This window comes from Poseidonocella pacifica, assembly GCF_900111875.1.
Classification (GTDB): Bacteria; Pseudomonadota; Alphaproteobacteria; order Rhodobacterales; family Rhodobacteraceae; genus Poseidonocella; species Poseidonocella pacifica.
Window position 1 is genome coordinate 1,017,009 of record NZ_FOJU01000001.1, and the last position, 25,883, is coordinate 1,042,891.

General features: G+C 60.5%; 24 protein-coding genes. 8 read left to right on the forward strand and 16 right to left on the reverse strand.

The window, feature by feature from the left end; translation table 11 throughout:
• Nucleotides 1-35: 35 nt before the first annotated feature.
• Both thyX and BM234_RS17220 read left to right on the forward strand, forming a co-directional pair.
• The gene (thyX, locus tag BM234_RS04850; protein ID WP_092061117.1) at nucleotides 36-941 is read left to right on the forward strand and encodes an FAD-dependent thymidylate synthase; all 906 of its coding nucleotides are present in this window, start codon (nucleotides 36-38) and stop codon (nucleotides 939-941) included.
• A complete protein-coding gene (locus BM234_RS17220) occupies nucleotides 938-1,591 on the forward strand; it encodes a hypothetical protein (protein WP_139226765.1) in 654 nt (217 codons plus the stop codon). The genes thyX and BM234_RS17220 overlap by 4 nt, the downstream gene beginning before the upstream one ends.
• A gap of 25 nt (nucleotides 1,592-1,616) precedes the next feature.
• Here the strand turns inward: BM234_RS17220 and BM234_RS04860 are convergent, their stop codons facing one another.
• Nucleotides 1,617-2,504 carry an NAD-dependent epimerase/dehydratase family protein gene (locus tag BM234_RS04860; RefSeq protein WP_092061388.1) on the reverse strand — a complete coding sequence of 296 codons (888 nt, stop codon included), beginning with the start codon at nucleotides 2,502-2,504 and terminating at the stop codon, nucleotides 1,617-1,619.
• Between the two features lie 116 nt (nucleotides 2,505-2,620).
• On the opposite strand from BM234_RS04860, the gene parE reads away from it, so the two are divergent.
• Nucleotides 2,621-4,579 (forward strand): DNA topoisomerase IV subunit B, encoded by a 1,959-nt coding sequence (gene parE / locus BM234_RS04865; protein WP_092061121.1) that lies wholly within the window; start codon nucleotides 2,621-2,623, stop codon nucleotides 4,577-4,579.
• A 145-nt stretch (nucleotides 4,580-4,724) separates the two neighbouring features.
• Here parE and BM234_RS04870 read toward each other — a convergent pair whose 3' ends face one another.
• Nucleotides 4,725-5,126 carry a c-type cytochrome gene (locus tag BM234_RS04870; RefSeq protein WP_092061123.1) on the reverse strand — a complete coding sequence of 134 codons (402 nt, stop codon included), beginning with the start codon at nucleotides 5,124-5,126 and terminating at the stop codon, nucleotides 4,725-4,727.
• Nucleotides 5,127-5,328: 202 nt separating this feature from the next.
• Between BM234_RS04870 and BM234_RS04875 the strand changes: the two genes are divergently transcribed.
• Both BM234_RS04875 and recN read left to right on the forward strand, forming a co-directional pair.
• On the forward strand, nucleotides 5,329-6,162 hold the full coding sequence (locus BM234_RS04875; RefSeq protein ID WP_092061125.1) for an outer membrane protein assembly factor BamD: 834 nt from the start codon (nucleotides 5,329-5,331) through the stop codon (nucleotides 6,160-6,162).
• A gap of 23 nt (nucleotides 6,163-6,185) precedes the next feature.
• Nucleotides 6,186-7,835 carry a DNA repair protein RecN gene (recN, locus tag BM234_RS04880; protein ID WP_092061127.1) on the forward strand — a complete coding sequence of 550 codons (1,650 nt, stop codon included), beginning with the start codon at nucleotides 6,186-6,188 and terminating at the stop codon, nucleotides 7,833-7,835.
• A gap of 28 nt (nucleotides 7,836-7,863) precedes the next feature.
• On the opposite strand, the gene BM234_RS04885 is transcribed toward recN, so the two are convergent.
• The 5 genes from BM234_RS04885 to cobS all read right to left on the reverse strand — a co-directional run bounded on the left by BM234_RS04885 (nucleotide 7,864) and on the right by cobS (nucleotide 14,771).
• A complete protein-coding gene (locus BM234_RS04885) occupies nucleotides 7,864-9,552 on the reverse strand; it encodes a chloride channel protein (protein ID WP_092061129.1) in 1,689 nt (562 codons plus the stop codon).
• Between the two features lie 93 nt (nucleotides 9,553-9,645).
• The gene (locus BM234_RS04890) at nucleotides 9,646-9,990 is read right to left on the reverse strand and encodes a DUF427 domain-containing protein (protein ID WP_092061131.1); all 345 of its coding nucleotides are present in this window, start codon (nucleotides 9,988-9,990) and stop codon (nucleotides 9,646-9,648) included.
• Between the two features lie 56 nt (nucleotides 9,991-10,046).
• The gene (locus BM234_RS04895; RefSeq protein ID WP_092061133.1) at nucleotides 10,047-11,831 is read right to left on the reverse strand and encodes an aminopeptidase P family protein; all 1,785 of its coding nucleotides are present in this window, start codon (nucleotides 11,829-11,831) and stop codon (nucleotides 10,047-10,049) included.
• Nucleotides 11,832-11,843: 12 nt separating this feature from the next.
• Nucleotides 11,844-13,712 (reverse strand): cobaltochelatase subunit CobT, encoded by a 1,869-nt coding sequence (gene cobT / locus BM234_RS04900; RefSeq protein WP_092061135.1) that lies wholly within the window; start codon nucleotides 13,710-13,712, stop codon nucleotides 11,844-11,846.
• Nucleotides 13,713-13,784: 72 nt separating this feature from the next.
• On the reverse strand, nucleotides 13,785-14,771 hold the full coding sequence (gene cobS / locus BM234_RS04905; RefSeq protein WP_092061137.1) for a cobaltochelatase subunit CobS: 987 nt from the start codon (nucleotides 14,769-14,771) through the stop codon (nucleotides 13,785-13,787).
• Between the two features lie 137 nt (nucleotides 14,772-14,908).
• On the opposite strand from cobS, the gene msrB reads away from it, so the two are divergent.
• Complete coding sequence (gene msrB / locus BM234_RS04910) at nucleotides 14,909-15,382, forward strand: peptide-methionine (R)-S-oxide reductase MsrB (protein ID WP_092061139.1); 474 nt, start codon at nucleotides 14,909-14,911, stop codon at nucleotides 15,380-15,382.
• On the opposite strand, the gene BM234_RS04915 is transcribed toward msrB, so the two are convergent.
• Together BM234_RS04915 and BM234_RS04920 are read right to left on the reverse strand one after the other, a co-directional pair.
• Entirely contained in the window at nucleotides 15,383-15,793 is a 411-nt protein-coding gene (locus BM234_RS04915) for a response regulator (protein ID WP_092061141.1), read from the reverse strand.
• Between the two features lie 105 nt (nucleotides 15,794-15,898).
• The gene (locus BM234_RS04920) at nucleotides 15,899-16,528 is read right to left on the reverse strand and encodes a J domain-containing protein (RefSeq protein WP_092061143.1); all 630 of its coding nucleotides are present in this window, start codon (nucleotides 16,526-16,528) and stop codon (nucleotides 15,899-15,901) included.
• Between the two features lie 75 nt (nucleotides 16,529-16,603).
• Here BM234_RS04920 and BM234_RS04925 point away from each other — a divergent pair, with 75 nt between their 5' ends.
• The gene (locus BM234_RS04925) at nucleotides 16,604-16,861 is read left to right on the forward strand and encodes a BolA family protein (protein WP_092061145.1); all 258 of its coding nucleotides are present in this window, start codon (nucleotides 16,604-16,606) and stop codon (nucleotides 16,859-16,861) included.
• 3 nt (nucleotides 16,862-16,864) lie between these two features.
• Here BM234_RS04925 and BM234_RS04930 read toward each other — a convergent pair whose 3' ends face one another.
• Nucleotides 16,865-17,230: a hypothetical protein gene (locus tag BM234_RS04930; protein WP_092061147.1), complete on the reverse strand. Its 366-nt coding sequence runs from the start codon at nucleotides 17,228-17,230 to the stop codon at nucleotides 16,865-16,867.
• Between the two features lie 225 nt (nucleotides 17,231-17,455).
• On the opposite strand from BM234_RS04930, the gene BM234_RS04935 reads away from it, so the two are divergent.
• A complete protein-coding gene (locus tag BM234_RS04935) occupies nucleotides 17,456-17,992 on the forward strand; it encodes a VPLPA-CTERM sorting domain-containing protein (protein ID WP_092061149.1) in 537 nt (178 codons plus the stop codon).
• 41 nt (nucleotides 17,993-18,033) lie between these two features.
• On the opposite strand, the gene gatB is transcribed toward BM234_RS04935, so the two are convergent.
• The 6 genes from gatB to BM234_RS04965 form a co-directional block, all read right to left on the reverse strand.
• Nucleotides 18,034-19,545 carry an Asp-tRNA(Asn)/Glu-tRNA(Gln) amidotransferase subunit GatB gene (gene gatB, locus BM234_RS04940; protein ID WP_092061151.1) on the reverse strand — a complete coding sequence of 504 codons (1,512 nt, stop codon included), beginning with the start codon at nucleotides 19,543-19,545 and terminating at the stop codon, nucleotides 18,034-18,036.
• Nucleotides 19,546-19,628: 83 nt separating this feature from the next.
• A complete protein-coding gene (gene lpxC / locus BM234_RS04945; RefSeq protein WP_092061390.1) occupies nucleotides 19,629-20,549 on the reverse strand; it encodes a UDP-3-O-acyl-N-acetylglucosamine deacetylase in 921 nt (306 codons plus the stop codon).
• 193 nt (nucleotides 20,550-20,742) lie between these two features.
• On the reverse strand, nucleotides 20,743-22,335 hold the full coding sequence (gene ftsZ / locus BM234_RS04950; protein ID WP_092061153.1) for a cell division protein FtsZ: 1,593 nt from the start codon (nucleotides 22,333-22,335) through the stop codon (nucleotides 20,743-20,745).
• A gap of 404 nt (nucleotides 22,336-22,739) precedes the next feature.
• Nucleotides 22,740-24,074 carry a cell division protein FtsA gene (gene ftsA, locus BM234_RS04955; protein WP_092061155.1) on the reverse strand — a complete coding sequence of 445 codons (1,335 nt, stop codon included), beginning with the start codon at nucleotides 24,072-24,074 and terminating at the stop codon, nucleotides 22,740-22,742.
• Nucleotides 24,071-24,958 (reverse strand): cell division protein FtsQ/DivIB, encoded by an 888-nt coding sequence (locus BM234_RS04960; protein WP_092061157.1) that lies wholly within the window; start codon nucleotides 24,956-24,958, stop codon nucleotides 24,071-24,073. The genes ftsA and BM234_RS04960 overlap by 4 nt, the downstream gene beginning before the upstream one ends.
• Nucleotides 24,946-25,869: a D-alanine--D-alanine ligase gene (locus BM234_RS04965; protein WP_175501207.1), complete on the reverse strand. Its 924-nt coding sequence runs from the start codon at nucleotides 25,867-25,869 to the stop codon at nucleotides 24,946-24,948. The genes BM234_RS04960 and BM234_RS04965 overlap by 13 nt, the downstream gene beginning before the upstream one ends.
• Between the last annotated feature and the right edge of the window lie 14 nt (nucleotides 25,870-25,883).

Here is a 25,883-nt window from a genome sequence, read left to right on the forward strand (position 1 = left end):
TAGTGAACCCCGACTCAAACATGACGGAGCTTTCCATGCCCCTTTCCCCCGAGCAGCAGGCCGAAATCGACGCGCAGCGCGCTCAATCGCATCAGACCCTTCGCGCCACCGCGCCGGGGATGGAACAGCACCTCTACACCGCGCACCCCGTGTTGGATCACGGGTTCATCCGGGTGATCGACTACATGGGCGATGATGAGGCGATCTGTCAGGCGGCCCGCGTCTCCTATGGTCGTGGCACCAAATCCGTGTCGAACGACGAAGGCTTGATCCGCTATCTCATGCGGCATTGGCACTCGACCCCGTTCGAGATGTGCGAAATCAAGCTGCACGTCAAATTGCCGGTCTTTGTCGCGCGCCAGTGGATTCGTCACCGCACCGCGAACGTCAACGAATACTCCGCCCGCTATTCGATCCTCGACCGCGAATTCTATATCCCCTCGCCCGACCATCTGAATGCGCAATCCGTCGTCAACAACCAAGGCCGCGGCGAAGCCCTTTCGGGAGAAGAGGCCGACCGCGTCCTGCGCTATCTCCGTGACGATGCGATGCGCGCTTATGACCATTACGAGGAAATGATTTCCGACGACGGCCAACAGGGCCTCGCCCGCGAATTGGCCCGCATGAATCTGCCCGCCAATATCTATACTCAGTGGTATTGGAAAGTGGATCTGCACAACCTGCTGCATTTCCTGCGCCTGCGCGCCGATGCCCATGCCCAATACGAAATCCGCGTCTATGCCGACGCGCTCTGCAAGATCACCGCCGACTGGGTCCCCTTTGCCTATCGGGCCTTCGAAGACTACCGCCTCGGCGGCGCGACGCTCTCCGGCAAAGCCCTTGATTGCCTGCGCCGGATGCTGAAGGGTGAGGAGGTCACACAGGAAACCTCCGGAATGTCCAAGGGCGAATGGCGGGAGTTTGAGGGGGTGATTGGTTGAAACTGAACTCGAAGGAAATCTTATCCAGAGAAACAGTGGCTTCAGCGCGCACTCTATCTATTGCTTCGGGATCCGTGATTTTAGTGGAGCAGTATAACCTGAAACCGCTAAACTGGCCCATATTCCAAGAAGCTTTACCAGTTGAAGCATACGTTCTTACGGCAGGCACCATAATAGCTTTCTCGACGTCCGCGCTAGTAATTCATTGGTATTCCGACTACCTTTCTTATGCCAAATGGTTCAAATCAAACTCTTTACCAAAGGCAAAATTCGATTCACAGGGAAGTGTGAACGCAACGGAACCTGTTTTGGACAATCTCCGCGATAGGATCGACTTACTTGGTGACTGTATCAGTCGCATTAGCTCGGTGAATGAACAACTGCGCAAAATTGACGAAGTTCAGGTTCGGAGACGGGATGCCGATATCAGAAACGACGAAATATATCAGGAGATGAGCAAGGACATCTTATCCGCTACTCAGGCAGTAGAACGCACCAACTCGCAGTTGGAGGAGATCCAAACCATATTGGATGAAATTCCTGGTAATTTCACGAAGTTGGATCTTTTTGCCAAACTGACCTTATATGGTTGGTACCTTGCAGCGCCCATTTTTGCCGCACTGTGTGCGTTTCTGATGCTCGCAGCTTAGTGTATCTTTCCCACCACCGCCTCCCTCAGACCGTCGGATCAAGAACATCACGCCAGCTGTGTTTCGGGCTGAAGCCGAGCAGGCGTTGCGCCTTGGAGATATCGTAAAACGTCTCCCGCTCCCCCATGTCCCGCCGTACCGGCACCCCGTCATAGAACCGTGCGCGCACCTCGGCATTGCTGATCCCCACCGAAAGATCGGGGTTCGCGACGTTGAACACCTCATACCCAAGCCCGTCCGTCTTGAGGCAGCAATCGACCATATGCCCAAGGTCCCGCGCGTCGATATAAGCAAAAATGTTGCGCCGACGGAGCGAGGGATCCTCCATAAAGGCGGGGAACATTGCTTTGTATTCATGCGGTTCGATGACGTTGTTGATGCGAAGGCCATAGATATCGATGCCGGATCGCGCCTGAAAACTGCGCCCGCACACCTCGCCCGCGACCTTTGACATCGCATAGCTGTCGTGCGGTACGGTGGGATGCTCCTCATCCACCGGGAGATAGTCAGGCTTGAGATCCCCTTGCGCGAAACACACCCCGTAAGTCGTTTCGCTGGAGGCAAAAATCACCTTCGGAATGCCGAGCTTCACCGCCGCTTCCATCACGTTGTAGGTGCTCAGCATATTGGTCGCGAACGTCTCATTGTCCGGCTTGATCAGGATGCGCGGGATCGCCGCGAAGTGGACCACGGCATCGAAACGTTGCACGCCCTCCCCATCAAGTTGGTTCAGATTTGTCAGCGACGTCAGTGCGTTGAACACTGATCCCGAATCCGTCAGATCAACCTGCAGGGTCTCGCATCCCTCCAACGGCACCAGATCGAGGTTGAACACCTCATGCCCCTGCGCCTGTAGATAGGGCACCGCATGCCGCCCCGCTTTGCCCGATCCGCCTGTGAATGCAACCCGCATGATATCCTCCGTTTTGGCCCAAGATGGCGAAACGGCGCGCCCCGTCAATCCGCTTTTCCCTCCCGCCCCCCTCTGCCATACTGCCCGCTCAACGATACCAAGAAAGAGAGCAGCCGATGGCCGACGATCTCCTCTCCGCCACCGATCACGGCGACTATAACGCCTCCCAGATCGAAGTGCTCGAAGGGCTCGAACCGGTGCGCAAACGCCCCGGCATGTATATCGGCGGCACCGACGAACGGGCGCTGCACCACCTTGTCGCAGAAGTGCTCGACAACTCGATGGACGAGGCCGTCGCGGGCCATGCGAACCGGATCGAAATCACGCTGAATGCCGATTATTCGGTTGTCGTACAGGACAACGGGCGCGGCATCCCGATCGACCCGCACCCCAAGTTCCCCGGCAAATCCGCGCTGGAGGTCATCCTGTGCACGCTCCATGCGGGCGGGAAATTTTCCGGCGATGCATACGAGACTTCGGGCGGCCTGCACGGTGTTGGTGCCTCGGTCGTCAATGCCCTGTCGGATTCGATGGTGGTGCAGGTCGCGCGAAACCGGGAATTGCATGAGCAGAAATTCTCCCGCGGTATTCCGCTCGGCCCGGTGGAAAAGGTCGGTCAGGCCCCCAACCGCCGCGGGACCACCGTGACCTTCCACGCCGACGAGCAGATTTTTGGCCACCACCGGTTCAAGCCCGCGCGGCTGTTCAAGATGGTGCGCTCCAAGGCCTATCTCTTTTCCGGGGTCGAAATCCGCTGGAAGACCTTCGTTGATGATGGCGAAACCCCGACGGAGGCGAGCTTTCATTTTCCGGGCGGTCTCTCGGACTATCTGACCGAAACGCTAGGCTCGGCCAGCACCTATGCCGACCGCCCTTTTGGTGGCACGGTCGATTTCAAGGAGAAATTCTCCACTCCCGGCAAGGTCGAATGGGCGATCAACTGGACCCCCTCCCGCGACGGGTTCATCCAGTCATACTGTAACACCGTCCCAACCCCCGAGGGTGGCACCCACGAGGCGGGCTTCTGGGCCGCGATCCTCAAGGGCATCCGCGCCTATGGCGAACTGGTGAACAACAAGAAGGCCGCGCAAATCACCCGCGAAGATCTCATTACCGGGGGCTGCGCGCTCGTGTCCTGTTTCATCCGGGAGCCGGAATTCGTGGGCCAGACCAAGGATCGTCTGGCCACCACAGAGGCGCAGAAACTCGTTGAGCAATCCGTGCGGGATCACTTCGACAACTGGCTGGCCGCGGATACCAAATCGGCGGGGTCGATCCTCGACTTCCTCATCCTGCGGTCCGAAGAACGGCTGCGCCGCCGGCAGGAGAAGGAAACCGCGCGCAAGACGGCAACCAAGAAACTTCGCCTGCCCGGCAAGCTGGTGGATTGCAGCGCGACAAGCCGCGAGGGCACGGAGCTTTTCATCGTCGAGGGCGACTCGGCGGGCGGTTCGGCCAAGATGGCGCGCAACCGCAAGACCCAGGCCCTGCTCCCCCTGCGCGGCAAGATCCTGAACGTGCTTGGCGCGGCCTCCTCCAAGCTCGGCTCCAACCAAGAGATCAGCGATCTCAGTCAGGCGCTCGGCGTTGGCCTTGGCACGCGGTTCAACATCGACGACCTGCGGTATGACAAGATCATCATCATGACTGACGCCGACGTTGACGGCGCGCATATCGCCTCGCTGCTCATGACGTTCTTCTTTACCCAGATGCGCCCCATGATCGACGCGGGCCACCTCTACCTCGCCTGCCCCCCGCTCTATCGCCTGACCCAAGGAGCGCGGCGGGTCTATTGCCTCGACGAGGAAGAGCGTGACGCATGGTTCGAGAAGGGCCTCGGCGGCAAGGGCAAGATTGATGTTTCCCGCTTCAAGGGCCTTGGCGAAATGGATGCCAAGGATCTCAAGGAAACGACGATGGATCCCAGCAGCCGCAAGTTGATCCGTGTGACAATCGACGAAGACGAGCCCGGCGAAACCGGCGATCTGGTCGAGCGGCTGATGGGGAAAAAGCCAGAACTGCGGTTTCAGTACATTCAGGAAAACGCGCGCTTCGTAGAAGAGTTGGACGTCTAGCCAACCGCGCCCGAAAAAGCCTGTGCACAAGAGTGTATGCCGCCGTGTCATACGAAAGTCATACACATGTCATACGCGCCAAAACCACAGATCGGGCGCGGCCCGCAGTCCACGGTCAGCGCCCGATCTCTGACAGGTTTTCGGCCTATTGAACCTGAATCGCCTGTAGGTATTCCGCGATGGCCACGAGCCGTTCCGGGGTCGGCGTCACGATACCCTCGCCCGTCTCGATCATCACCGGATCGCCGCCAAGCGCCGCGCCGAATTCGGGCATCTCGCGGCTGAAATGATCCCCGCGCGTATAGCCGTCGATCGTGCTCAGAACATGGGTTTCGGGAAAGACCCCGCCGTTTCGCGCAGTCAGCCGTGTCAGATCGGGCGGGGCCACATCGAGGTGACCCGCCAGCGCCCCCTCCCCGTTCGCGGCCGCGCCATGGCACCCCGAGCAGTTTTCCAGAAAGAGAGTTTTTCCACTGATAACAGGGGGTTGAACACACGCAGCCAACGTGGACGCGGCGCCGATCAGGGCCAGTAACGTTCGGGTCATCCTCGGAATTCTCCTGCCAACAGCCCGGTTCATCCGGTGCCTTATGTCTAGTGTCGCAGCCACTATGACGCCGGGCATTGACCTCGATCAAGCGTGAAATTCGCCGTGCCGATAAGGCGTTTTGCACCGGAATTTTCTGTGCTAGACCCTTGCCGAACAGGTGGGCGGGGCAAGCCGCTCGCGATGCAAGACAGGTGGGCGAATGGCAGGCAGCGCAGGGGTTAGGGCAGGCTTGGCAGCATTGGTACTGGCGGGACTGACCGCATGTGGAACCACGACGCCAACGGTGCCGCTGGAAAATTACACGGCCAGAGAAATCTTCCAACGCGGCGAATTCGAGAATGCACGCGGCAAAGCGGATCAGGCCGCCTACTACTTCGGTGAAGTGGAACGGCTCTATCCCTATTCGGATCTGGCCAAGCGCGCCTTGATCATGCAGGCCTTCTCCTATCATCGCGATACGGATTACGATAACAGCCGCGCCGCCGCTCAGCGCTATATCGACTTTTATCCCGCCGATGAGGATGCCGCCTATGCGCAGTATCTTCTGGCGCTCAGCTATTACGATCAGATCGACGAAATTGGCCGTGATCAAGGGCTTACGTTCCAGGCGCTACAAGCGCTCAGGACGGTCATCGAAGAATATCCAGACAGCGAATATGCCCAGTCCGCTATTCTCAAGTTCGACCTCGCCTTCGATCATCTCGCCGGCAAGGAAATGGAGGTAGGCCGCTATTACCTCCGTCACAAGCACTATGCCGCCGCCGTCAAACGGTTCCGCGTGGTCGTCGAGGATTTCCAGACGACAACCCACACGCCCGAGGCCCTGCACCGTCTGGTCGAGGCATATCTCTCGCTCGGTCTGACGGATGAGGCACAGTCCGCCGGCGCAATTCTGGGGCACAACTATCAGGCCACCGAGTGGTACAAGGACAGCTATGCCCTTCTGACCGGACAGGGCCTTGAAACACGCGCATCGGGCGACAATTGGCTATCGAAGATCTACCGTCAGGTCGTGCGCGGGGAATGGCTCTGACGCAGCGAGTTCGAGGTCACTGAATGCTGCGAACGCTAGAGATCCGGGACATGCTGATCATCGACCGTCTGGATCTTGCATTCCGGCCGGGCCTCAACGTCTTGACCGGCGAGACGGGCGCGGGAAAGTCCATATTGCTTGAGGCTCTGGGCTTTGTGCTCGGCTGGCGCGGGCGTGCCGAGCTGGTTCGCACGGGCGCAGAGCAAGGCGAGGTTCTGGCCGAATTCGACCTGTCGCCGGGGCATCCGGCGCGTCATGTTCTTGCCGAAGCCGGTCTGCCCGTTGAGGATACGCTGATCCTGCGCCGCACCAACGGCGTGGATGGCCGCAAGACCGCTTTCGTCAATGATCGGCGGGCTTCCGGTGCCGTGCTGCGTCAACTTTCCGCGACATTGGTAGAGCTTCACGGCCAGCAAGACGATCGCGGCTTGCTTGATCCCAGAGAGCACCGGCGGTTTCTCGACACCTTCGGTCGGCTTGGCCCGCAGATCGAGGCGCTTCGCGACGACTGGACCGCGCTGTCACGGCTTCGGCGCACGGTTGCCGACGCCGAAGCCGCGCGCGAGGAACGCGAAACCGAAGAAGCCTACCTGCGCCACGCGATCGACGAGATTACCGCGCTCGATCCCCGTGAAGGCGAAGAGGACGAACTGGACGCCAAGCGCCGCCTGATGCAGCGCGCCGAAAAGATCGGAGAGGATATCTCCCGCGCTGCCGACGTGCTCGGCAGCGGTGGCGCCGAAGGGTCATTGGCCACGGCGATGCGCTGGCTTGAAGGGGTCTCCGAGGCGGCTGACGGGCGGCTGGATGGCGCGTTGGATGCCCTATCGAGAACGATGATCGAGCTTGATGACGCCACCGCATGTATCCGCGACTGCTTGGAAGCGCTTCAATTTGAACCGGCGGCTCTGGAACAGGCGGAAGAGCGGCTATTTGCACTGCGCGCCCTCGCGCGCAAGCATCAGGTTCAGGCCGATGCCTTGGCGGAGCACGGGACCACCCTGTCTGAGCGCCTCGCCACTCTCGAAGGAACCGAGGCGGATCTTGCGAGGGACCAAAAGGCCTTGAAGGTCGCAGAGGCGCGCTATGCCGAGAAGGCGGCGGCGCTGAGCGCTGCGCGAGCCGAGGCAGCACGATCCCTCGACGCGGCGGTCCGTGGTGAGCTTGCTCCGCTGAAGATGGATCGCGCGCACTTCGAAACTACAATCACACCGGCGGACCCGGGGCCGGAGGGTGTCGACGCCGTGGCGTTCACCGTCGCCACAAACCCCGGCGCGCCGGCGGGCCCACTCGCCCGCATTGCATCCGGCGGGGAACTCAGCCGTTTCCTGTTGGCCCTCAAAGTCTGCCTTACCCGGGATTCAGACGGGCTGACCCTCATTTTTGACGAGATCGACCGGGGCGTTGGCGGAGCGACTGCGGATGCCGTCGGTCGGCGCCTCGCCGCCCTTGCCGATCCGGGCCAAGTGCTCGTCGTGACACACTCACCGCAGGTCGCCGCGCTTGGGGCGCATCACTGGCGGGTCGAAAAACAAGTCACCGACGGGCAAACCCGCACCAGCGTTATTCCTCTGTCGCTCGATGAGCGCACAGATGAAATCGCCCGTATGCTCGCAGGCGATGTGATCACTGCCGAAGCGCGCGCTGCCGCCCGCTCTTTGCTCAATGGCTAAGCTGCGCCCACGGCGCTGCGAATGACGCTCAGGAGTGTTCTTCGGCTGCCGCAGCTGCGAGCGCGCGATTATAGACCTTGAGCGAATCCACATGGAACAGCGCCCCAAGCAATTCAGGCGGCGCATCGTCTCCATCGGTCAGGGGAACGACCGGCAGGACCGAGACGCCGGCTTCCTCAAACTGTTTCAGCGCGGTGTCCAGTGTCGCATTCCCGTCGATGTAGACTCCCTTGCGAACAAGCTCCCAGCAGCGCTCTTCCTCTGCTGATCCGGCCTCCAGCTTGCGCATTACGGCCGCGACCCGGAACATGCCCAGCAAATAGGCCTGCGGCCCCGCCGCCAGATGCACCCTCTTGCGCGCGAGTTGCGTCAGGAAGAAGGAGCGCGTCACAAGCTGCGCGGACACGGATGTAGAGATGGACACCGAGAGCATGACCGCGAGCCCCGTCTGCCAGTCCCCCGTCAGTTCGAACACGATGAGCGTGGTGGAAATTGGCGCGCCAAGGACCGCAGCAGCCACCGCCCCCATTCCGGCAAGCGCATAGAGCGTGTGACCGCCCGAGACATCAGGAAACAGCCCCGTCGCGATCAACCCGAAGGTCAGTCCGGTCAGCGCGCCAACCATCAGCGAAGGGGAAAACACCCCGCCCCCCATACGCCCCCCGATGGTAATCGCCACGGCGACGACCTTCACGATCGCAAAGATCAGCGCCTCCCGCAGGGGCAGTTGACCGGTCAGGGCCGAACTGGTCGTCTCATACCCCACCCCGATAATATGGGGGAAAAAGATCGCAATCGCCCCAAGTAACGCCCCAGCCAGCGCGGGACGCACCCAATCGGGTAATCCAAGGCGCTTTTGCAACTGACTCTCAACATCGTCCGCCCAAAAGATCGAGCGCATCATCACGGCGGCCACGACGCCGCAGACCAGCCCAAGGATCAGGAACGCCGGCAACTCGACATAGAATTCCAAAGCAGTGGTGCCCGGAAGGACGAATTCCGTCACATCCCCGAATGCGAGGCGGTTGATCACCGTCCCCGCCGCGCTCGCCACGACGATGGGCGCGAGTGCGTGCAACGCAAAGTGCCGCAACACCACTTCGAGCGCGAAGAGTGCTCCGGCGATGGGGGCATTGAAGCTGGCGGAAACGGCGGCGGCAACAGCACACCCCAAAAGATCGCGCCCCCGGATGGCGTCCGCCTTGAAGAGGTCAGCGATCCAGCTTGAAATCATCGCAGCGAGGTGCACAACTGGCCCCTCGCGCCCCGAACTGCCCCCTGTGGAAAGGGTAATCCACGATGCGACGGCAGAGGCCACACCGGCCTTGCGCTCCACCCGGCCCTCGCGCAGCGCAGCGCCCTCGATCACATCGGCCACAGAGCGTACCCGGCCATCAGGGGTCCAGAGATAAAGAACGATGCCCACAGCGGTACCGCCGAGCATCGGGATCACGAGAATCCAATACCATTCGAGCGTCGCCGCAAAGGAGTGAAGCTGCAGGACATCCTCGGTGCCGTAAACCGTGGTCTGTAACCAGTCGATCCCGCGCCGAAAGATGAGCGCGGCAAACCCCGCCGCCGTTCCGATGATCAGAGCGAGAATCCAGACCCCGACCTGCTCCGGCCCCGAACGCCAAAGCGCACGCGCACCCCGAGAACAGGCCTGCCTGAAGGTTGCATCGACGAGACGAAAAGGCGCTTCACGCGGGTCTTGCATGACAGGTCCTTGACCAAGACCCAGTTCATCCGGGCCCGTTTCTCCCGTCTAATCCATGACTTGCGAGAGGTGAAGCATCCCGCGCATCAAAGCTCAGAGCTGTTCGACGGCAATCTCGTCACGCGGATAAAAGGCGACGTGGCCCGCAATCCGTGAAACTTCGTCCTTGGGCGATTCATAGCTCCAGGCAGCATTCTCCAAGGTGAAGCTCTTGAGTTCAATGGAGAAATAGCTGGCATCGCCCTTGTGGGGGCATGTCGTACGATGATCAGTCGGCTCCAGAAAAGCCATCGCCAGATCACTGCGGGGGAAATAGATGACAGGGGGCAGATCACCCTCGGACAACTCCAGCGCGGATGAGCTTTCACCCAACACGGCACCGCCTGCCCGCACGACCCAAGTGCCTTGCAACTCGCGGATCCGGATCTCGACTGTCATGAATGCACCCCCGTTTGTTTTCCTCGTTCCTGCCCGTTCTATATGACGTGGTCATGTCACAGCGGGGCGGAAGCTTCGTTTAACCACAGTTGCGCACGCTTGCCCAGACTTGGCCCGATTTTCCCGCGCACCTGCTCATGATAGCTGTCAATCCATGCAATTTCAGCACGGCTCAGAAGATCGCTCAGGATCAAACGTCGATCAAGAGGCGCCCAAGTCAGAGTCTCAAAGGAGAGCATGCGGCGCTTTGAATCGGCACCGTCTATCACCGGCGCAGGTTCCACCACGACGAGGTTCTCGATGCGTATCCCAAAGGCGCCTTCGCGGTAATAGCCGGGCTCGTTAGAGACGATCATGCCGGGGCGCAGCGGAACTTCGGACGCGCGGGAAATCCGCTGAGGCCCCTCGTGAACAGAAAGATAAGCGCCGACCCCGTGGCCGGTGCCATGATCGTAATCCTGCCCCGCCATCCACAGGTGAATCCGCGCGAGGGGATCGAGATCCCGCCCGCTGAGGCCCTCGGGCCAACGCGCGCGGCTGATCGCGATCATACCCTGTAGCACACGCGTATAGGCGACCTGCATCTCGTGGGTCGGCCGGCCGATGGCTATGGTCCGGGTGATATCGGTGGTCCCGTCGAGATACTGCCCGCCGCTATCGACAAGGAGCAGTTCACCGGCGTTCACCGCGCGATCCGTTTCCTCCGTGACGCGATAGTGCACGATGGCGCCATGTGGGCCCGCACCGGCGATCGTCTCAAAGGAGATGTCGCGCAAGGCCCCCGTTTCACGGCGAAACCCTTCCAGCGCGCGCACCACATCGATTTCGGTGAAGGCACCGGGCGTTTGCTCATCAACCCAAGCGAGGAATTCGCACACCGCCGCACCATCGCGCAGATGCGCCGCCCGTGCCCCTTCGATCTCGGAATGCGTCTTGCAGGCCCGCGGCAAGGCGCAAGGATCGGGGCCATGGATCGGTTTTGCCAGCGCGTCGGACACAGCTTGCGGCGCGGTCTTCGGATCGATCCGAACGCCCCCATCGAGCGCGTTCAGCGCGGGAATGAAGGCATGAGGCGGGTACAACTGTACGCCCGGCCCCAGATTGACCTCTTCGAACTTGTTCGGGTCCGCGAACAGGTCGAGCTGCCCGCTGCCATGCAAAACCGCCATTGCCTGCACCACCGGAATCCGGGGCAGATCCGCGCCGCGGATATTGAGCAGCCAGCAAATCGCATCGGGTTGTGTCAGGATAACCGCCGTTTCGCCCGTCTGCGTCAACGAGGCCGCGCAGGATTCGCGTTTCTCAGAGGCGCTCCTTCCCGCCAACTCTTCGGGATAGGCAAAGGCCGCGCTTTGGGGCGGCGCAGGCCGGTCATCCCAAATTTCGTCGATGGGGTTTTCCGTGAGCGGCACCAGATCGGCATGACCTGCAAGTGCTTTGCGAAGCTGTGCAATCTCCTCAACCGTGTGAAGCCATGGGTCAAATCCGATACGGGCCCCGTCGCGCGCATGATCCCGCAGCCAGTCGCCTAGTCGAACCTCCGGCCAGTCAACCTGCGCAAAGGCGTCCGTGTCCACCTGAGCACGGGCCTGAAGCCGATAGCGTCCATCGACGAAAACACCCGCGATCTTGGGGAGAACGGCGGCAAAACCCGCAGATCCCGTGAACCCGGTCAGCCACTCGAGCCGGGAATCGCAGGGGGCGACGTATTCCCCTTGATAGGCATCGGCTCGCGGAACGAGAAAGCCGCCCACCCCAGCAGCCTTGAGCGCCGTCCTCAGCGCTGCGAGCCGTGGCGGCCCCTGTTCGGGACGGGCTTTGACTTCAAAGTTCTGGAACATGTCTTACCCCGTTCAACTTACCTTGCGCATACCAAAGATCTTGGCCCGTGCCCGCGGATCACTTTCGAACAGGGCCGCAAGCTGCTCCGTGATCGCGCCGGCGAGTTGGTCCACGTCGGTGATCGTCACCGCGCGATTGTAATACCGGGTCACGTCATGCCCGATGCCGATTGCCGCGAGTTCGACCATTCGTTTGCGCTCCACCATTGCGATGACGTCGCGCAGGTGTTTCTCCAGATAGCTGGCCGGGTTCACTGACAGGGTGGAGTCGTCAACCGGTGCGCCGTCGGAGATCACCATCAGGATCTTGCGCGCCTCGGGGCGATGCTGCATGCGCCTGTGCGCCCATTCGAGCGCCTCCCCGTCGATGTTCTCCTTCAGCAGCCCTTCCTTCATCATCAGGCCGAGATTGTCGCGTGTCCGGCGCCACGGCGCGTCGGCGGACTTGTAGATGATATGGCGCAGATCGTTGAGGCGCCCAGGTTGCTGGGGCCGGCCTTCGGCGAGCCATTTCTCCCGTGCTTGCCCCCCCTTCCACGCGCGGGTCGTGAAGCCAAGGATTTCCACCTTGACCGAACACCGCTCCAGCGTGCGGGCCAGGACATCGGCGCAAATCGCCGCAATCGAAATCGGACGGCCCCGCATGGAGCCGGAGTTGTCGAGCAAAAGGGTCACCACCGTATCGCGGAATTCGGTGTCCTTCTCGATCTTGAAGGAAAGCGGAGTCGTCGGGTTCGCGATAACGCGTGCCAAACGGCCAGCATCAAGCGTCCCTTCTTCCAGATCAAATTCCCACGCCCGGTTCTGTTGTGCCTGCAACCTGCGTTGTAGCTTGTTCGCAAGGCGCGACACGGCCCCTTTCAGCGGTTCAAGTTGTTGATCAAGATACGCCCGCAGACGCTCCAACTCGACGGGCTCGGCTAGCTCTTCTGCGGCGATTTCCTCATCATATGTCGTATCATAGACCGTATAGAGCGGGTCCGCCTCGGATATGGACGGCGGGGGCGGAGGCTCCATCGGGGCCTCTCCCTCGGGCATCTCGTTTTCATCACCCATCTCGGAATCGGCCATGTCATCGGCACTGACTTGCGCCTCCGAGGCATCCTGCTGCTGGTCCTGACTTTGGTCGGGCGCAGCTTCGGTTTCGTCCTCATCGCTCTCGCCGGTGCTGTCGGGCGTGTCGTCCTCGTTCTCGTCCTGCTCGGCGCTTTCGTCCTGATCCTCATCGGGGGCATCGGGATCGTCACCAAGCTGATCACCATAGCCCAGATCCTGGATGATACGCCGCGCGAACCGCGCAAAGTCGGCCTGATCGGCAAGGCGCTCCTTCACGTCTTCCAAGGTGTCTCCGGCCTGTTCCTCAATGAAACCACGCCAAAGCTGCATCACATTGTCCGCCCCCGGGGGCAGATCGCGGCCGGTCGCCAGATGACGGACGAGATATCCCGCCGCCGCGGCGAGCGGCGCTTCAGGCGCGGTCTTGATCTGATCATAACCGCGGCGCAGCGCCTCGTGCCCGAGCTTCACATCGATATTGCTGAGCGTTCCGGGCATGTCCCGCGCCCCAAGAGCCTCGCACCGGGCCGTTTCCATCGCATCATAGAGATCGCGGGCCATCTGCCCCTGCGGGAGATAGCGGCTCGATACCGCGGGATCGTGATACCGGTGCCGGATCGCCAGGGAATCCGCCGTGCCGCGGGCCAAAAGCACCTCTTCGCGCGTAAGCCGCCGGCTCACTTGCGGCAGGCGCATCTGATCCCCCGACAATCCGGATGGATCGACCGAATAACTCACGTTCAGATCGGAATCGTCGGCGAGAACCTTCGTAGCGTCGGCGAGCGCCTTCTTGAACGGATCGGCGGGATTGTCAGGCTTTTGCATCGGACGCCCCTTTTGTGCGCGGACCCCCGCAGTCTAGGAAATCCGCAGGGACTTGACCAAATGTATTTAGGCTTAGCCGACCAGCAGGTTGGCTGCGCTCTCGGGCAGTTCTTCGTCAAAACAGCGCTGGTAGAATTCGGCCACTGTCTGACGCTCCAACTCATCGCATTTGTTGAGGAAGGAGACCCGGAAGGCATAGCCGACATTGCGGAAAATCTCCGCATTCTGAGCCCATGCAATGACCGTCCGGGGCGACATGACCGTCGACAACTCTCCATTCATGAAGGCGGTGCGGGTATAGTCCGCAACCGTCACCATCTGGCGGATAGTTCGGCGGCCCTTCTCATTGTTGTAGTGCGGGCATTTGGCGAGAACGATCGCCGTTTCCGCGTCGATCGACAGATAGTTGAGCGTTGCGACCAAGCTCCACCGGTCCATCTGACCTTGGTTGATCTGCTGCGTGCCGTGATAGAGACCTGTGGTATCGCCAAGACCGACCGTGTTCGCGGTCGCGAAAATGCGAAAATACTTGTGAGGTGTAAGCACTTCGTTCTGGTCCAGAAGCGTCAGTTTGCCGTCAGTCTCCAGCACCCGTTGGATCACGAACATCACGTCCGCGCGGCCCGCGTCGTATTCATCGAACACGATGGCACAAGGATTGCGCAGCGCCCAAGGAAGGATGCCCTCCTGAAACTGTGTGACCTGCTTACCATCGACCAGCTTGATCGCATCCTTGCCGATCAAGTCGATCCGGCTGATGTGGCTGTCGAGGTTGACCCGAACAGCAGGCCAGTTGAGTCGGGCCGCGACCTGTTCGATATGTGTGGACTTACCGGTACCGTGATACCCTTGGATCATGACGCGGCGGTTGTTCCGGAAACCGGCGAGGATCGCAAGCGTGGTGTCGGGATCGAATTTATAAGTAGAATCGAAGTCCGGGACACGATCCGTACGTTCGGGGAACCCATGCACGATCATGTCGCTGTCGATCCCGAAAACTTCCCGAACGGAAATCTCCTCGGTGGGTTTCGCGTTCACGTCGATCACAGTTTCGGCCATAAGACCCGCTCCTTCTCAGCCCACCTTCAACAGCGTCCGTCGTGCCCGATATCGATTGGAAGGGCAAGAGGGGGCCTCACGCAAGCGTGCTATGCCGTCATTTGCGGCAAAGCGTGGCGCGCCCTACCCTCCGGGGCATGATCAAAGCACAGATATCTCGCCGAACCGCCCTTCTCTCCGGGCTTGCCGCATTGGCAACAGCTCGCCCTGCCCATGCTGAGACCTTTGAGGTGACACGTTCGGAGGCCGAATGGCGCGCCCTTTTGACGCCCCTCCAGTACAGCGTGATGAGAGAGGAAGGGACCGAGCCTGCGGGTTCTTCGCCGCTGGACAAGCTTTATGACGCAGGAACCTACCAATGCAGGGGATGCGATCTCGCACTCTATGCCTCGCAGGACAAATACGACAGTGGCACAGGCTGGCCGAGTTTCAGTCAGTCATTGCCGAATGCGATCGAAACCAAGCGCGACTGGAAACTCGTCATCCCGAGGACGGAATGCCACTGCCGCCGATGCGGAAGCCATCTTGGTCATATATTCGGGGACGGTCCCGCGCCAACGGGCAAGAGGCATTGCCTCAACGGAGTAAGCCTCGTTTTCAAACCCGCGTGATCACGCGGGCGTTCGCTGTCGCTGCGGCTCCCGATACGCAGCGTCCCGACGCATGTCGCGTACAGCATACTCCACAAGCGCCCGCAGGTCATTGAGCACGACAGGTTGGCGCAGCACCCAATCCACACCGGGCATATAGCGTCGCGCCTCCCCTCGTGGAAAGGCGCCGGTTCCCGTGATGAGGATCAACCGCGCGTTTGGGGCGTAATGCTGGATGTAGAGAGCAACAGGCTCAGTCGTCTCTGCGCCAAGCGTATGATTGAGAAGAACGAGGTCTACTTGCCGCTGTCGCAGGACCCGCAATGCCTCTGTTACAGAGACTGCGATGGCCACCTCTAACCCCATGTCAAAGAGGCATGCCTCCCACGCCATGGATATTGCCGGATCGCTTTCGACTATGAGACAGAACATGGCACCGCCTGACAAACTAACCTAGGGGCAATCATTGGGCAGCGGGTCTTAACGAAAGGTTAATCGCTCGCGCGCTGCCACAACTTGGCGGTAACGGTCCGGCCCTCAGTCGCGGAAGTTCCGGCTTTCCTTGATCTGATCCCACGCCCAGACAACTTCCTGAAGCTGTTCTTCCTGGCTGCGGTCCCCGCCGTTCATGTCAGGGTGCAGAACCTTGATCAGCTTCTTGTAGGCCTTGCGCACCTCGGTCTTGGTCCAACCGTCGCGCGCCTCGAGGATCTCGATCGCACGGCGTTCGGTCGGGGGAAGTCGCCGCCCCTGCGAGGCCGCCGTTCGGCCGGGATTGCGCGTGCCGTTCTGTCCAAGAACCTGATGCGGGTCCTCGATCCCCAGCCTTGCCCATGCCCGAGTTTCCGGGTCGCGGAAGTCTTTTGTCTCCCGCTCCCACACCCGGTCCTTCGAAGCCTGAGCATTCAACTCCGCCTCGGTGGTTCCGTCAAAGAAGTTCCACTTCTGATTGTACTCGCGCACATGCTCCTGGCAGAACCAGAAGAAATCGTCGAGAACATCGGGCGCTTTGGGCGCACGGTATTTACCGGCTTCTTCGCAGCCGTCTTTCTCGCAAACGCGCACCGACGTTTCCTGGGCGCCAGATTGGCTCCGCCGTCCGCGTGGGTTCTTTTTCTTCGACGACTTTACGGACATGTCGAATCCGAAGGGATCACTCTTGCTCATGGGCCTCACCTTTTCGACTCAGGCGCCATACCTTAGAGGATAGGGAAAGAGTTTGAAGAGGGAAGATCGCGAAAAATGTCATTGACAGATGAAATCCGCCTGCGGTTGGAGAAAACATTCCACCCTGCAACCCTTGAGGTCGTGGACGATAGCGAAAGCCACCGCGGCCACGCAGGTTTTCGCGAGGGAGGCGAGAGCCACTTCAACGTAAAAATCCGTGCTGCGGAATTTGCCGACATGTCACGCATCGCGCGGCACAGAGCAGTGCACGCAGCGCTCGGAAAGGATGTGATGACCCGCATCCACGCGCTGGCCCTCGACATCGGCACCTAAGATCTATTCGGCGGCCAGACCGTTCTTGTCGTCGTCTTCTTCGCCGCGCGTAAAGAGCTTTCGCACGCGCTCCGCAGTCTCGTCTTCCGGGCTGCGGGTCGCGACCAGTCCGGCCCGCCCGTCAGAGGACGCGGCGCTACGCTCCCGACGAAAGACCAGCACATCCTGAAACACGGTCTCTCGCCGCAACCACCCTTTGCGGATATCGGCAGGTAGGCGTTCCGCGCGATGAAATTCCCATCCGCTCTTGGCAAGATCGTTCATCGTATCTTCGAGAACCCGGGCGAACCGCTCTTCCTCTGACTTGACACCGCGAACGGGAACGGCCCGCTTTGGTGCCGGAACGACCTTATACTGAAAACCCGACATATCTTCTTTCCTTGCTCACGGCGCGCGTCTGTCTAGCAGAAACCCGCCGACTGTGTCCAACGAAGAAACAAAACGCATCTTCAAACATTAATAGTGCAAAAACTTCAATATTCTCGGCCCTTGCACGATACTCTGAAATTTTTTTTCAAGTATTAGGGAACCCATCGGGCGTTCAAGAGATGTGACAGTGCACATTGTGCGACAGGTAAGACAAGGAAGATCTCTATGAAATTTAGTACCATTTTCGCTGTAGCCGGGTTCGCGGCTCTTCCCCTCGGCGCTTCTGCGGCCACCCTCTCGGGAACCGCTGCACCCGGGGGCACCTATGATATCTCCGCCGCCGCCTATGATTTCCAAGCTGGCTTCGACAATGGCGATACCGCAGGAAGCTATGAATTCACTTTCGAGAATGGCTCTTCGAGCATTTTGCATCTCGTTTTGGGCTCCGTGACCGTCAACCAACTTCGCACCGTAGCAGGTTTCACCGGCGGTGTAGGGGTCAGCTTCGGCAGCACTACAGAGACCGTTGAGCAAGGCCAAAGCGCGTCGTTTTCCTTTTCCGAAATGCTGAACCCGGGTGAGACGACTTCGCTCGTCTTCAATTTCGGTGATGCATACGGTTCCAGCGGTGTCGGCCCGGACCTCGATTTCATCGTTGAAGGTCAGCCCGCACCGGTGCCACTTCCCGCAGCACTGCCTTTGATGGGCGTGGCACTTGGCGGACTTGGGCTCATGGCCCGCCGCAAGAAGGCGAATGCCTGATCGATCCGGTCCCCCGCCCCGCGGGGGACCACCACGATTTCCTAAAGACCGAGCTTTGCCGCGACGATTTCATTCACCGCCTTGGGATTAGCCTTGCCACCTGTCGCTTTCATCACCTGCCCCACAAACCAGCCTGCAAGTTTGGGATTGGCGCGGGCCTTTTCCACCTGCGCGGGGTTCGCCGCGATCACCTCGTCCACTGCCGTTTCGATTGCGCCAGTGTCGGTCACCTGCTTCATCCCGCGCGTCTCCACGATCTCTTCGGGGTTGCCGCCCTCCGAATAGACGATCTCGAACAGGTCCTTTGCGATCTTGCCGCTGATATCACCTTTTTGGATCAGGCCGATGATGGCGCTGAGTTGTTCCGGCGAAACCGGGCTGGAGGTGATGTCATGACCCTCTTTCTTGAGCCGGCCGAACAGCTCGTTGATGACCCAATTCGCGGCCATCTTCCCATCGCGTCCCTCAGCCACCTTCTCGAAATAGTCCGCTGAATCGACATCCGCCGTCAGGACGGAGGCGTCGTATTCGCTCAGTCCAAAATCCTTGACGAAGCGGGCCTTCTTGGCATCAGGAAGCTCAGGCAAGGTTGCGGCTATATTGTCGACCCACGATTGCTCCAACTCCAATGGGAGAAGGTCGGGATCGGGGAAGTAGCGGTAATCATGCGCCTCTTCCTTTGAGCGCATTGACCGTGTCTCGCCCTTGTCCGGATCATAGAGACGCGTTTCCTGATCCACCTTGCCACCGGCTTCCAGAATGGCGATCTGGCGGCGCGCTTCATAGTCAATCGCCGCTTGGATGAAACGCATGGAGTTCATGTTCTTGATCTCGCAACGCGTGCCAAGATGAGAGAAATCCTGCGTTTCCTGATACTTCTCATAGGCCCCGGGACGGCAGATCGATACGTTCACGTCGGCGCGAAGGTTCCCGTTCTGCATGTTGCCATCGCAGGTCCCGAGATAGCGAAGGATCTGGCGCAATTTGGTGACATAGGCCGCCGCCTCCTCCGGCCCCCGAATGTCGGGACGGGAGACGATTTCCATAAGGGCGACCCCAGTCCGGTTGAGATCGACGAAAGACATGGCGGGATCCATGTCATGAATGGATTTGCCCGCGTCCTGTTCGACGTGGATGCGCTCGATCCGCACGAGGCGTGCAATACCCGGCTGCATATCCACAAGGATCTCTCCCTCACCGACTAGGGGGTGATAGAGTTGGGAAATCTGGTAGCCTTGCGGCAGATCCGGGTAGAAATAGTTCTTGCGGTCGAAGGCAGAAGTCAGGTTGATCTGCGCCTTGAGGCCCAGCCCAGTGCGCACCGCTTGTTCCACGCAGAATTCATTGACGACTGGCAACATGCCCGGCATTGCCGCATCCACGAAGGAAACGTTGGAATTTGGCTCCGCTCCGAACTCTGTTGATGCGCCGGAGAAGAGCTTGGCCTTCGTGGCAATCTGGGCATGGACCTCCATGCCGATTACAAGTTCCCAGTCGTGTTTCGCCCCAGCAATCACTTTGGGCTTGGGGGTCTCATAAGTCAGATCCAGCATGGCCACTCCTCGCATCCGAACTGTCCCGCGTCATAGGACAGCAGAAGAAGCGGGACAAGAGGCGGGCGGGTATTCGCGTAGGATCAGGCGACGGCAGGGATGTCTTCTGCGTGAAGCGCGGTGCCCGGCAATTGGGCAAGCGTCCGCGTATCGCAGCTGTGCAATTCCCAAGCCGTAGGATCGGCAAAGAGCGCCCGAAGAAGATCGTTGGTCAGCGCATGGCCCGCGCGGACGCCCGTATACCGTCCAAGGATCGGCAGCCCAGCGAGATACAAATCGCCAAGCGCATCGAGCATCTTGTGCCGAACCGCCTCGTCGCGGTGACGCAGACCGCCGGGGCTGAGAACCTGCTCACCATCGACTACGACCGCATTCTCATAGGTTCCACCAAGCGCCAGACCTTGGGCACGCATCGCATCCACATCGGCCTGTCGACAGAACGTGCGGCTATCCGCCAGCATCCGTGCAAACGCGCCGTTGGCGAGCGACATGCTGCGGCTCTGATGTCCGATCACCGCATCTGCGAAATCAATTTCGAAATCGATATGAAGCGCTTCGGCCGGGGTCAATCGAGCGGAGGCATCACCGCGGCGAACCTCTACAGGCTTCAGAACACGGATCGCACGCAACTCTCTTCCCAAACCAACGACACCCGCGCCAAAGATCCCCCGCACGAACGGAGCGGCGCTGCCATCGAGGATCGGAACTTCCGGCCCATCGAGTTCGGCCAGAACGTTGTGCACACCGCATCCCGCCAGTGCGGCCATGAGATGCTCAATTGTCGAGACGCTCGCCCCGTGCTGGTTCTGTATCCGGGTGCAGAGTGGTGATTGGTTGACGCGATCAAACAACGCTCGGACGATGCCCTCCCCGCGCGCGAAGTCGCGACGGAGGAACTGGATACCGTGGTCCGCAGGCGCAGGATGCAGGATGAGCGTAACAGGGCGCCCGGAGTGCAGGCCCTGGCCGCGAAAAATAACCTGCGATTTGAGCGTCGTTTGCACCTTGGCCTCGATCCATTTGCTTCGAGACATTGAGATAAGTGGGACTGCGAGAAGCCTCAACTCAATCTTTGCTACGAATTGCAACATAGGGTCTCAGCAGGGGCGAATGCCCGCCTAGGAGGCACAATGTTCTGATTTTAATGAAAAAAGCCGCCCCTAAGGGCGGCCCTATCTGCAAGAACGTGATGTTGGATCAGTTTGCCTGACGGCGCAGGAAGGCCGGAATCTCGATCTTGTCCTGTTCGGCGTCGAGCGTCTGCTCATCCTCATAGGCCTGTACCGGCGGCTGGCGACGTACTGCCGCGGCGGCGCGCTGGCCCTGAACTTCGGCTCCGGGCTGACCCGTCATGCGATTGATCAGGGAGTTGATCCCGAACCGAGCGCGTTCGTGCTGTTCTTCGGCCGACGGAGCGGCGCGCTGCTCAGCGGCTGCTGGCTTGTGCTGCTCGTGCTTTGGAACGTTCTGCACGGCGGTACGAAGGCGCTGCAGCGTGGCATCGGAGGGCGAACCAGCTGCGCGATGTTCCGCACGCGGCGCAGGCGCATCGGCCTCGCGACGGGCAAATTCCGAAACCTGAGGGCGATATGCGGGCGGTGGCAAATCCCCTCCGGCATCCTCGGCGGCAAACACTTCGTCCTGCGGTGCCTCTTCGAACTCGCGGAAGAGCGAAGGCTCCTCTTCTGCTTCGGCAACGAGGGGCTGCACGTCGGCCTGCATTGGTTCGGCTGCCGCTTCTTCGCGCTCGTCTTCGACGGAAACGCTCTGCTTGAGCGGCTCACGCAGGCTGCGGCGGGGAACCGGTGTCTCTCCGGCATCTTCACTGGCATCGATCCCGGTCGCCACGACGGAGACGCGCATCATGCCATCCATGTCGGTGTCGAGGGTGGAGCCGACGATAATGTTTGCATCCGGATCAACCTCTTCGCGAATGCGGTTTGCCGCTTCGTCGAGTTCAAAGAGGGTAAGGTCGTGGCTGCCCGTGATGTTGATGAGCACGCCGCGCGCGCCGCGCAGGCTGATCTCGTCGAGCAGCGGGTTGGCGATGGCCTTCTCGGCAGCTTGGATCGCACGATCCTCGCCGGAGGCCTCGCCCGTGCCCATCATCGCCTTGCCCATTTCGTCCATGACGGCACGAACGTCTGCAAAGTCGAGGTTGATGAGACCCGGACGAACCATCAAATCCGTCACGCCCTTGACGCCCTGGTACAGCACGTCATCGGCCATGGAGAAGGCCTCGGTGAAGGTCGTCTTTTCGTTGGCGAGCCGGAAAAGGTTCTGGTTGGGGATGATGATCAGCGTATCGACCACGCGCTGCAGTTGCTCGACGCCCTGCTCCGCCTGACGCATCCGCTTGATGCCCTCAAACTGGAAAGGCTTGGTCACAACGCCGACGGTCAACACACCAAGCTCGCGTGCGGCCTGAGCGATGATCGGGGCTGCACCCGTGCCCGTGCCGCCGCCCATGCCCGCGGTGATGAAGCACATATGCGCCCCCGCGAGGTGATCGACGATTTGCTCGATGCTTTCTTCCGCCGCTGCGGCACCAACCGATGGGCGCGCGCCCGCACCCAAACCTTCTGTCACTTTCACGCCAAGTTGCACCTTGGCCGGTGACATCGATTGTTGCAGCGCCTGGGCGTCGGTGTTTGCCGTCACGAAGTCGACACCACCGAGCTCTTTCTCGATCATGTTATTGACCGCGTTGCCGCCTGCACCACCGACCCCGAAAACGGTGATGCGGGGCTTGAGATCGTCCTGCCCGGGCATGGAAAGATTCAAGGTCATTTGCTGTCCGCCTGCTGTTTATGAGCCGCTGCCACGGCCTTCGACACTCTCTTATAAGGCGATTATTGCGCATTCAGGGTCTGGCGTCACGTCAAAAACATGAGAAAACCACAAAATGCGGCCCCAATGGCCACTTTCTCCGCGAGATTTTGCCGAAACCACCAGATTTGGCAGACTACGCTAAAGTCATGGCTATAGGTGGCCTTGATGCACGCCATCAAAAGCCGAATCCGCGCAACCGCGCCAATCGTTCAAAATGTCAGGACACCTGCTCGTGCCACCTGCAGTGCGTTGAGTCGCACCGTCGAATTCATGATTACCAAGTCCCTAAACTCTGGTCACGCGGAAATTGACACATGGGCAAATCCCTGCCGCCGCGACCTTTTCTTGTCAGGGCACCAATACTACCAGTTCTCCTTGAACCACTTCACCGCGCGCTTGAGGCTGCGGGCTGGATACCGTTCGACGGGGATTTCAAAATCCCACCATTCGTCCTGCGGATTTGCAGCAAAGAGACAAAGACCGACCGCCGAGGCGAAGCCCGGCCCCGTTGCGGCCTGCGGCAAACCGTGGACCCGGAGAGGACGGCCAAGGCGAACCTGATGGCCCAGAATACGTGAGGCAAGCCCATCCAGACCGGGAAGTTGACTACCCCCGCCGGTCAACACGATCTGCTGACTAGGCAAATGGTCGAACCCGGCCGCATCCAGCCGAACACGTACCTCCTCCAGAATTTCCTCCACGCGCGGGCGGATAATGCCGATCAACTCGGCACGAGAAACAGAGCGGCGATCGCGTTCCCAATCACCCGTCTCGCCGCCAATTTCGATCATCTCCCGGTCATCCATGCCAGTGGCAACGACGCCGCCGTAGAACGTCTTGATCCGTTCCGCAGTGGCGTTGGGCACCGACAACCCCATGGAAATATCGGAGGTCACGTGGTCGCCGCCCATTCGAACCGTATCGGCAAAAATCATGTGTTTCTTGATGAAAATCGAAACACCTGTCGTCCCGCCCCCAAGGTCGATACATGCCGCGCCAAGCTCTTGCTCATCCTCCACAAGGGCGGAGGTGCCGGAGACATAGGCCGCCGATGCAATCCCGGCGAGTTCAAGGTCACAGCGCTTGATGCAATAGGCGAGGTTCTGCACCGCTGCGCCATCGACCGTCAGCATATGCATATCCGTCGCCAAGGTCTGGCCGATCTGACCACGGGGATCGGAAAGGCCGGAGCGATGATCGAGGGCAAAGTTGATGGGCTGCGCATGCAACACTTCACGGCCCGGCCCGATGTCGGGCAAATCGCAGGCCGCCAGAACGCGGGCGACATCCTGTTCAGAGACCTGTGCGCCATCCACATCGACCCGGCCTTCGAGCCCATAGCTGCGCGGCTCCGCGCCGGAAAGACAGGCGATGACGTGGTCAACCCGCAGGCCGGCCATCTTCTGCGCTGCCTGCACCGCGGTGCGGATTGCGCGTTCCGTCTCCTGCATCGCGTCGATCTCACCGAAACGGACACCGCGCGATTTTGTCGTCGCCGCTCCGATGACCCTGAACCCCGCCTGCCCCGCGAGCGAGCCGATGCCATCGGCCTCGGGGATTTCAGGTACTCCATCGAAGCGAAGCACGAGGCAGCCGATCTTGGATGTGCCGATATCGAGGATGGCGATGACGCCCCGTTGCATCGCGGCTTGGCGCATTGCCCGCATGGCACGTTGTGTCTCGTAGAGCTCGATCATTCGGTCGGCACCCCTGTCAGTCGGATTTCGTGATAGGCCGCCAAAGCGGCATGGCTCAGGCGGAGGGTTGGTCGTTTGGGATTGCGCAGGTCCAGCCCGGCAATGTCCCGCGACAGCATGTCCTGCGCTTCGCTGAGCGCGATGGCCCGCTCAAGCGCGCGCACCGGGGACGTGGCTGGAAGCAGGATGCGTTGATCCCGGTCGAGAATGACGTCCCAGCGGCGCTCTCCCATCCGAACAAGACCGAGAAAGCGTGCGCCAAGCGGCTCTGCCGCCTCGACCAGATCAAGTGCTTCGGGGGTCACATCTTGCGCACCCTTGCCCGCGATAAGCGGAAGCGCAGCAGCGCCGCCGCGCGCTTCGAGGGTCGCGACGAATGCGCCGCTCTCATCAAGCAGATCGTACCGCCCGTCGTGCTTCCATACGACCGCAGGTATCCGTTCGCGAATATCGAGCGCGAGCACCCCGCCCGGACGAATGCGAAGCGCCGCTTCGGCAACGGCATCGAGTTCAAGCACCGTCTTGCGCATCTCTTCGAGATCAAGATCGAAGGACGACACCGGAAAACGCAGTGGCAGCACATCGCGGATTTCGCCAGCCAGTTCGGGCGCCGCTCCGTCGATTGCCATCAGGTTCACGGCAAATTCCGGGCGCGCTTCGATCGATGCGCGCAGATCCGAAAGAGCGAGGGATACATCTTCGCGCCGCTCTGCATTGGCAAAATACCCGCCGACCGTGCCCGCCACGATCACGATGGGCACTCCAAACTTGACCAGCTTGCGGAACCGGGGGCGAAGCCAGAGCCGCTCCACCCGATAGGCCCAACGCGATGGCGCCGGATCGGCGCGGCCTTCGGAACGGCGCAGGAACTTCAGCGGTCGCATGATGCATCCTCCACGATCCAGCGGCAAAGCTCGGCAAAGGAAATGCCCGCATGAATCGCCTGCTCAGGGGCCAGCGAAGTGGGCGTCATGCCCGGCTGTGTATTGGTTTCCAGCAGGATCAATCCCGCCGCGCCTTTCGCTTCGTCCCAGCGAAAGTCCGTCCGCGAAATGCCGCGACAGCCCAACGCCTGATGCGCGCGAACGGCATAGTCGAAACACAGCGCGCGTATTTCGTCCGGAATCTCGGCCGGAATGACATGGCGAGACCCGCCGGGCCGGTACTTGGCATCATAGTCGTACCACCCGTCCGTCAGGATATCGGTGACGGCAAGCGGGCGATCCCCCATCACGGTCGTCGTCAACTCGCGGCCCGGTGCAAAGGCTTCAACCATTACGGTCTGGGGCATATCCTCTGAAAGCTGGGGCGGGCCGTTCGCGTCATCATGCACCAGATACACCCCGACGCTGGACCCTTCGTTGTTGGGCTTGACGACGTATGGAGGGCGAAGGACATGCGCGGAGGCGACCTCTTCCCGCAACGCCAGAACACTTTCCACAACGGGCAGGCCGCTCGTGCGAAAGACGTCCTTGCTGCGCGCCTTGTCCATGGCGAGAGCGGAGGCGAGAATACCGGAATGGGTGTAGGGGATGCGCAGCCACTCCAGAATCCCCTGAACGCACCCGTCTTCCCCCCAACGCCCATGAAGCGCGTTGAAAACCAGATCTGGCTTGATGTCGGAAAGGCGCGCAGAAAGATCGGGGCCGGCATCTAGCTCGACCACCCGGAATCCATTCTCCCGCAGCGCAGCAGCGCATTCGCGCCCGGACGACAAAGAGACTTCCCGCTCTGCGGAAAGGCCGCCCATAAGTACCGCAACTATCGGGGCTGTCCTGCTCGACGTGCCCAAAATGTGCCTCGGACCGG

Bases quoted from the DNA above. Each gene is read 5' to 3' on its own strand.
- parE (WP_092061121.1), top strand. From the start codon at position 2,621: ATGGCCGACGATCTCCTCTCCGCCACCGATCACGGCGACTATAACGCC.
- BM234_RS04920 (WP_092061143.1), bottom strand. From the start codon at position 16,528: ATGAGCAAGAGTGATCCCTTCGGATTCGACATGTCCGTAAAGTCGTCG.
- BM234_RS04960 (WP_092061157.1), bottom strand. From the start codon at position 24,958: ATGCGACCGCTGAAGTTCCTGCGCCGTTCCGAAGGCCGCGCCGATCCG.
- cobS (WP_092061137.1), bottom strand. From the start codon at position 14,771: ATGGCCGAAACTGTGATCGACGTGAACGCGAAACCCACCGAGGAGATT.
- BM234_RS04860 (WP_092061388.1), bottom strand. From the start codon at position 2,504: ATGCGGGTTGCATTCACAGGCGGATCGGGCAAAGCGGGGCGGCATGCG.
- BM234_RS04875 (WP_092061125.1), top strand. From the start codon at position 5,329: ATGGCAGGCAGCGCAGGGGTTAGGGCAGGCTTGGCAGCATTGGTACTG.
- BM234_RS04885 (WP_092061129.1), bottom strand. From the start codon at position 9,552: ATGCAAGACCCGCGTGAAGCGCCTTTTCGTCTCGTCGATGCAACCTTC.
- BM234_RS04895 (WP_092061133.1), bottom strand. From the start codon at position 11,831: ATGTTCCAGAACTTTGAAGTCAAAGCCCGTCCCGAACAGGGGCCGCCA.
- ftsA (WP_092061155.1), bottom strand. From the start codon at position 24,074: ATGATCGAGCTCTACGAGACACAACGTGCCATGCGGGCAATGCGCCAA.
- cobT (WP_092061135.1), bottom strand. From the start codon at position 13,712: ATGCAAAAGCCTGACAATCCCGCCGATCCGTTCAAGAAGGCGCTCGCC.
- BM234_RS04935 (WP_092061149.1), top strand. From the start codon at position 17,456: ATGAAATTTAGTACCATTTTCGCTGTAGCCGGGTTCGCGGCTCTTCCC.
- gatB (WP_092061151.1), bottom strand. From the start codon at position 19,545: ATGCTGGATCTGACTTATGAGACCCCCAAGCCCAAAGTGATTGCTGGG.
- recN (WP_092061127.1), top strand. From the start codon at position 6,186: ATGCTGCGAACGCTAGAGATCCGGGACATGCTGATCATCGACCGTCTG.
- ftsZ (WP_092061153.1), bottom strand. From the start codon at position 22,335: ATGACCTTGAATCTTTCCATGCCCGGGCAGGACGATCTCAAGCCCCGC.
- BM234_RS04890 (WP_092061131.1), bottom strand. From the start codon at position 9,990: ATGACAGTCGAGATCCGGATCCGCGAGTTGCAAGGCACTTGGGTCGTG.
- BM234_RS04915 (WP_092061141.1), bottom strand. From the start codon at position 15,793: ATGTTCTGTCTCATAGTCGAAAGCGATCCGGCAATATCCATGGCGTGG.
- thyX (WP_092061117.1), top strand. From the start codon at position 36: ATGCCCCTTTCCCCCGAGCAGCAGGCCGAAATCGACGCGCAGCGCGCT.
- BM234_RS04930 (WP_092061147.1), bottom strand. From the start codon at position 17,230: ATGTCGGGTTTTCAGTATAAGGTCGTTCCGGCACCAAAGCGGGCCGTT.
- BM234_RS04870 (WP_092061123.1), bottom strand. From the start codon at position 5,126: ATGACCCGAACGTTACTGGCCCTGATCGGCGCCGCGTCCACGTTGGCT.
- BM234_RS04925 (WP_092061145.1), top strand. From the start codon at position 16,604: ATGTCATTGACAGATGAAATCCGCCTGCGGTTGGAGAAAACATTCCAC.
- msrB (WP_092061139.1), top strand. From the start codon at position 14,909: ATGATCAAAGCACAGATATCTCGCCGAACCGCCCTTCTCTCCGGGCTT.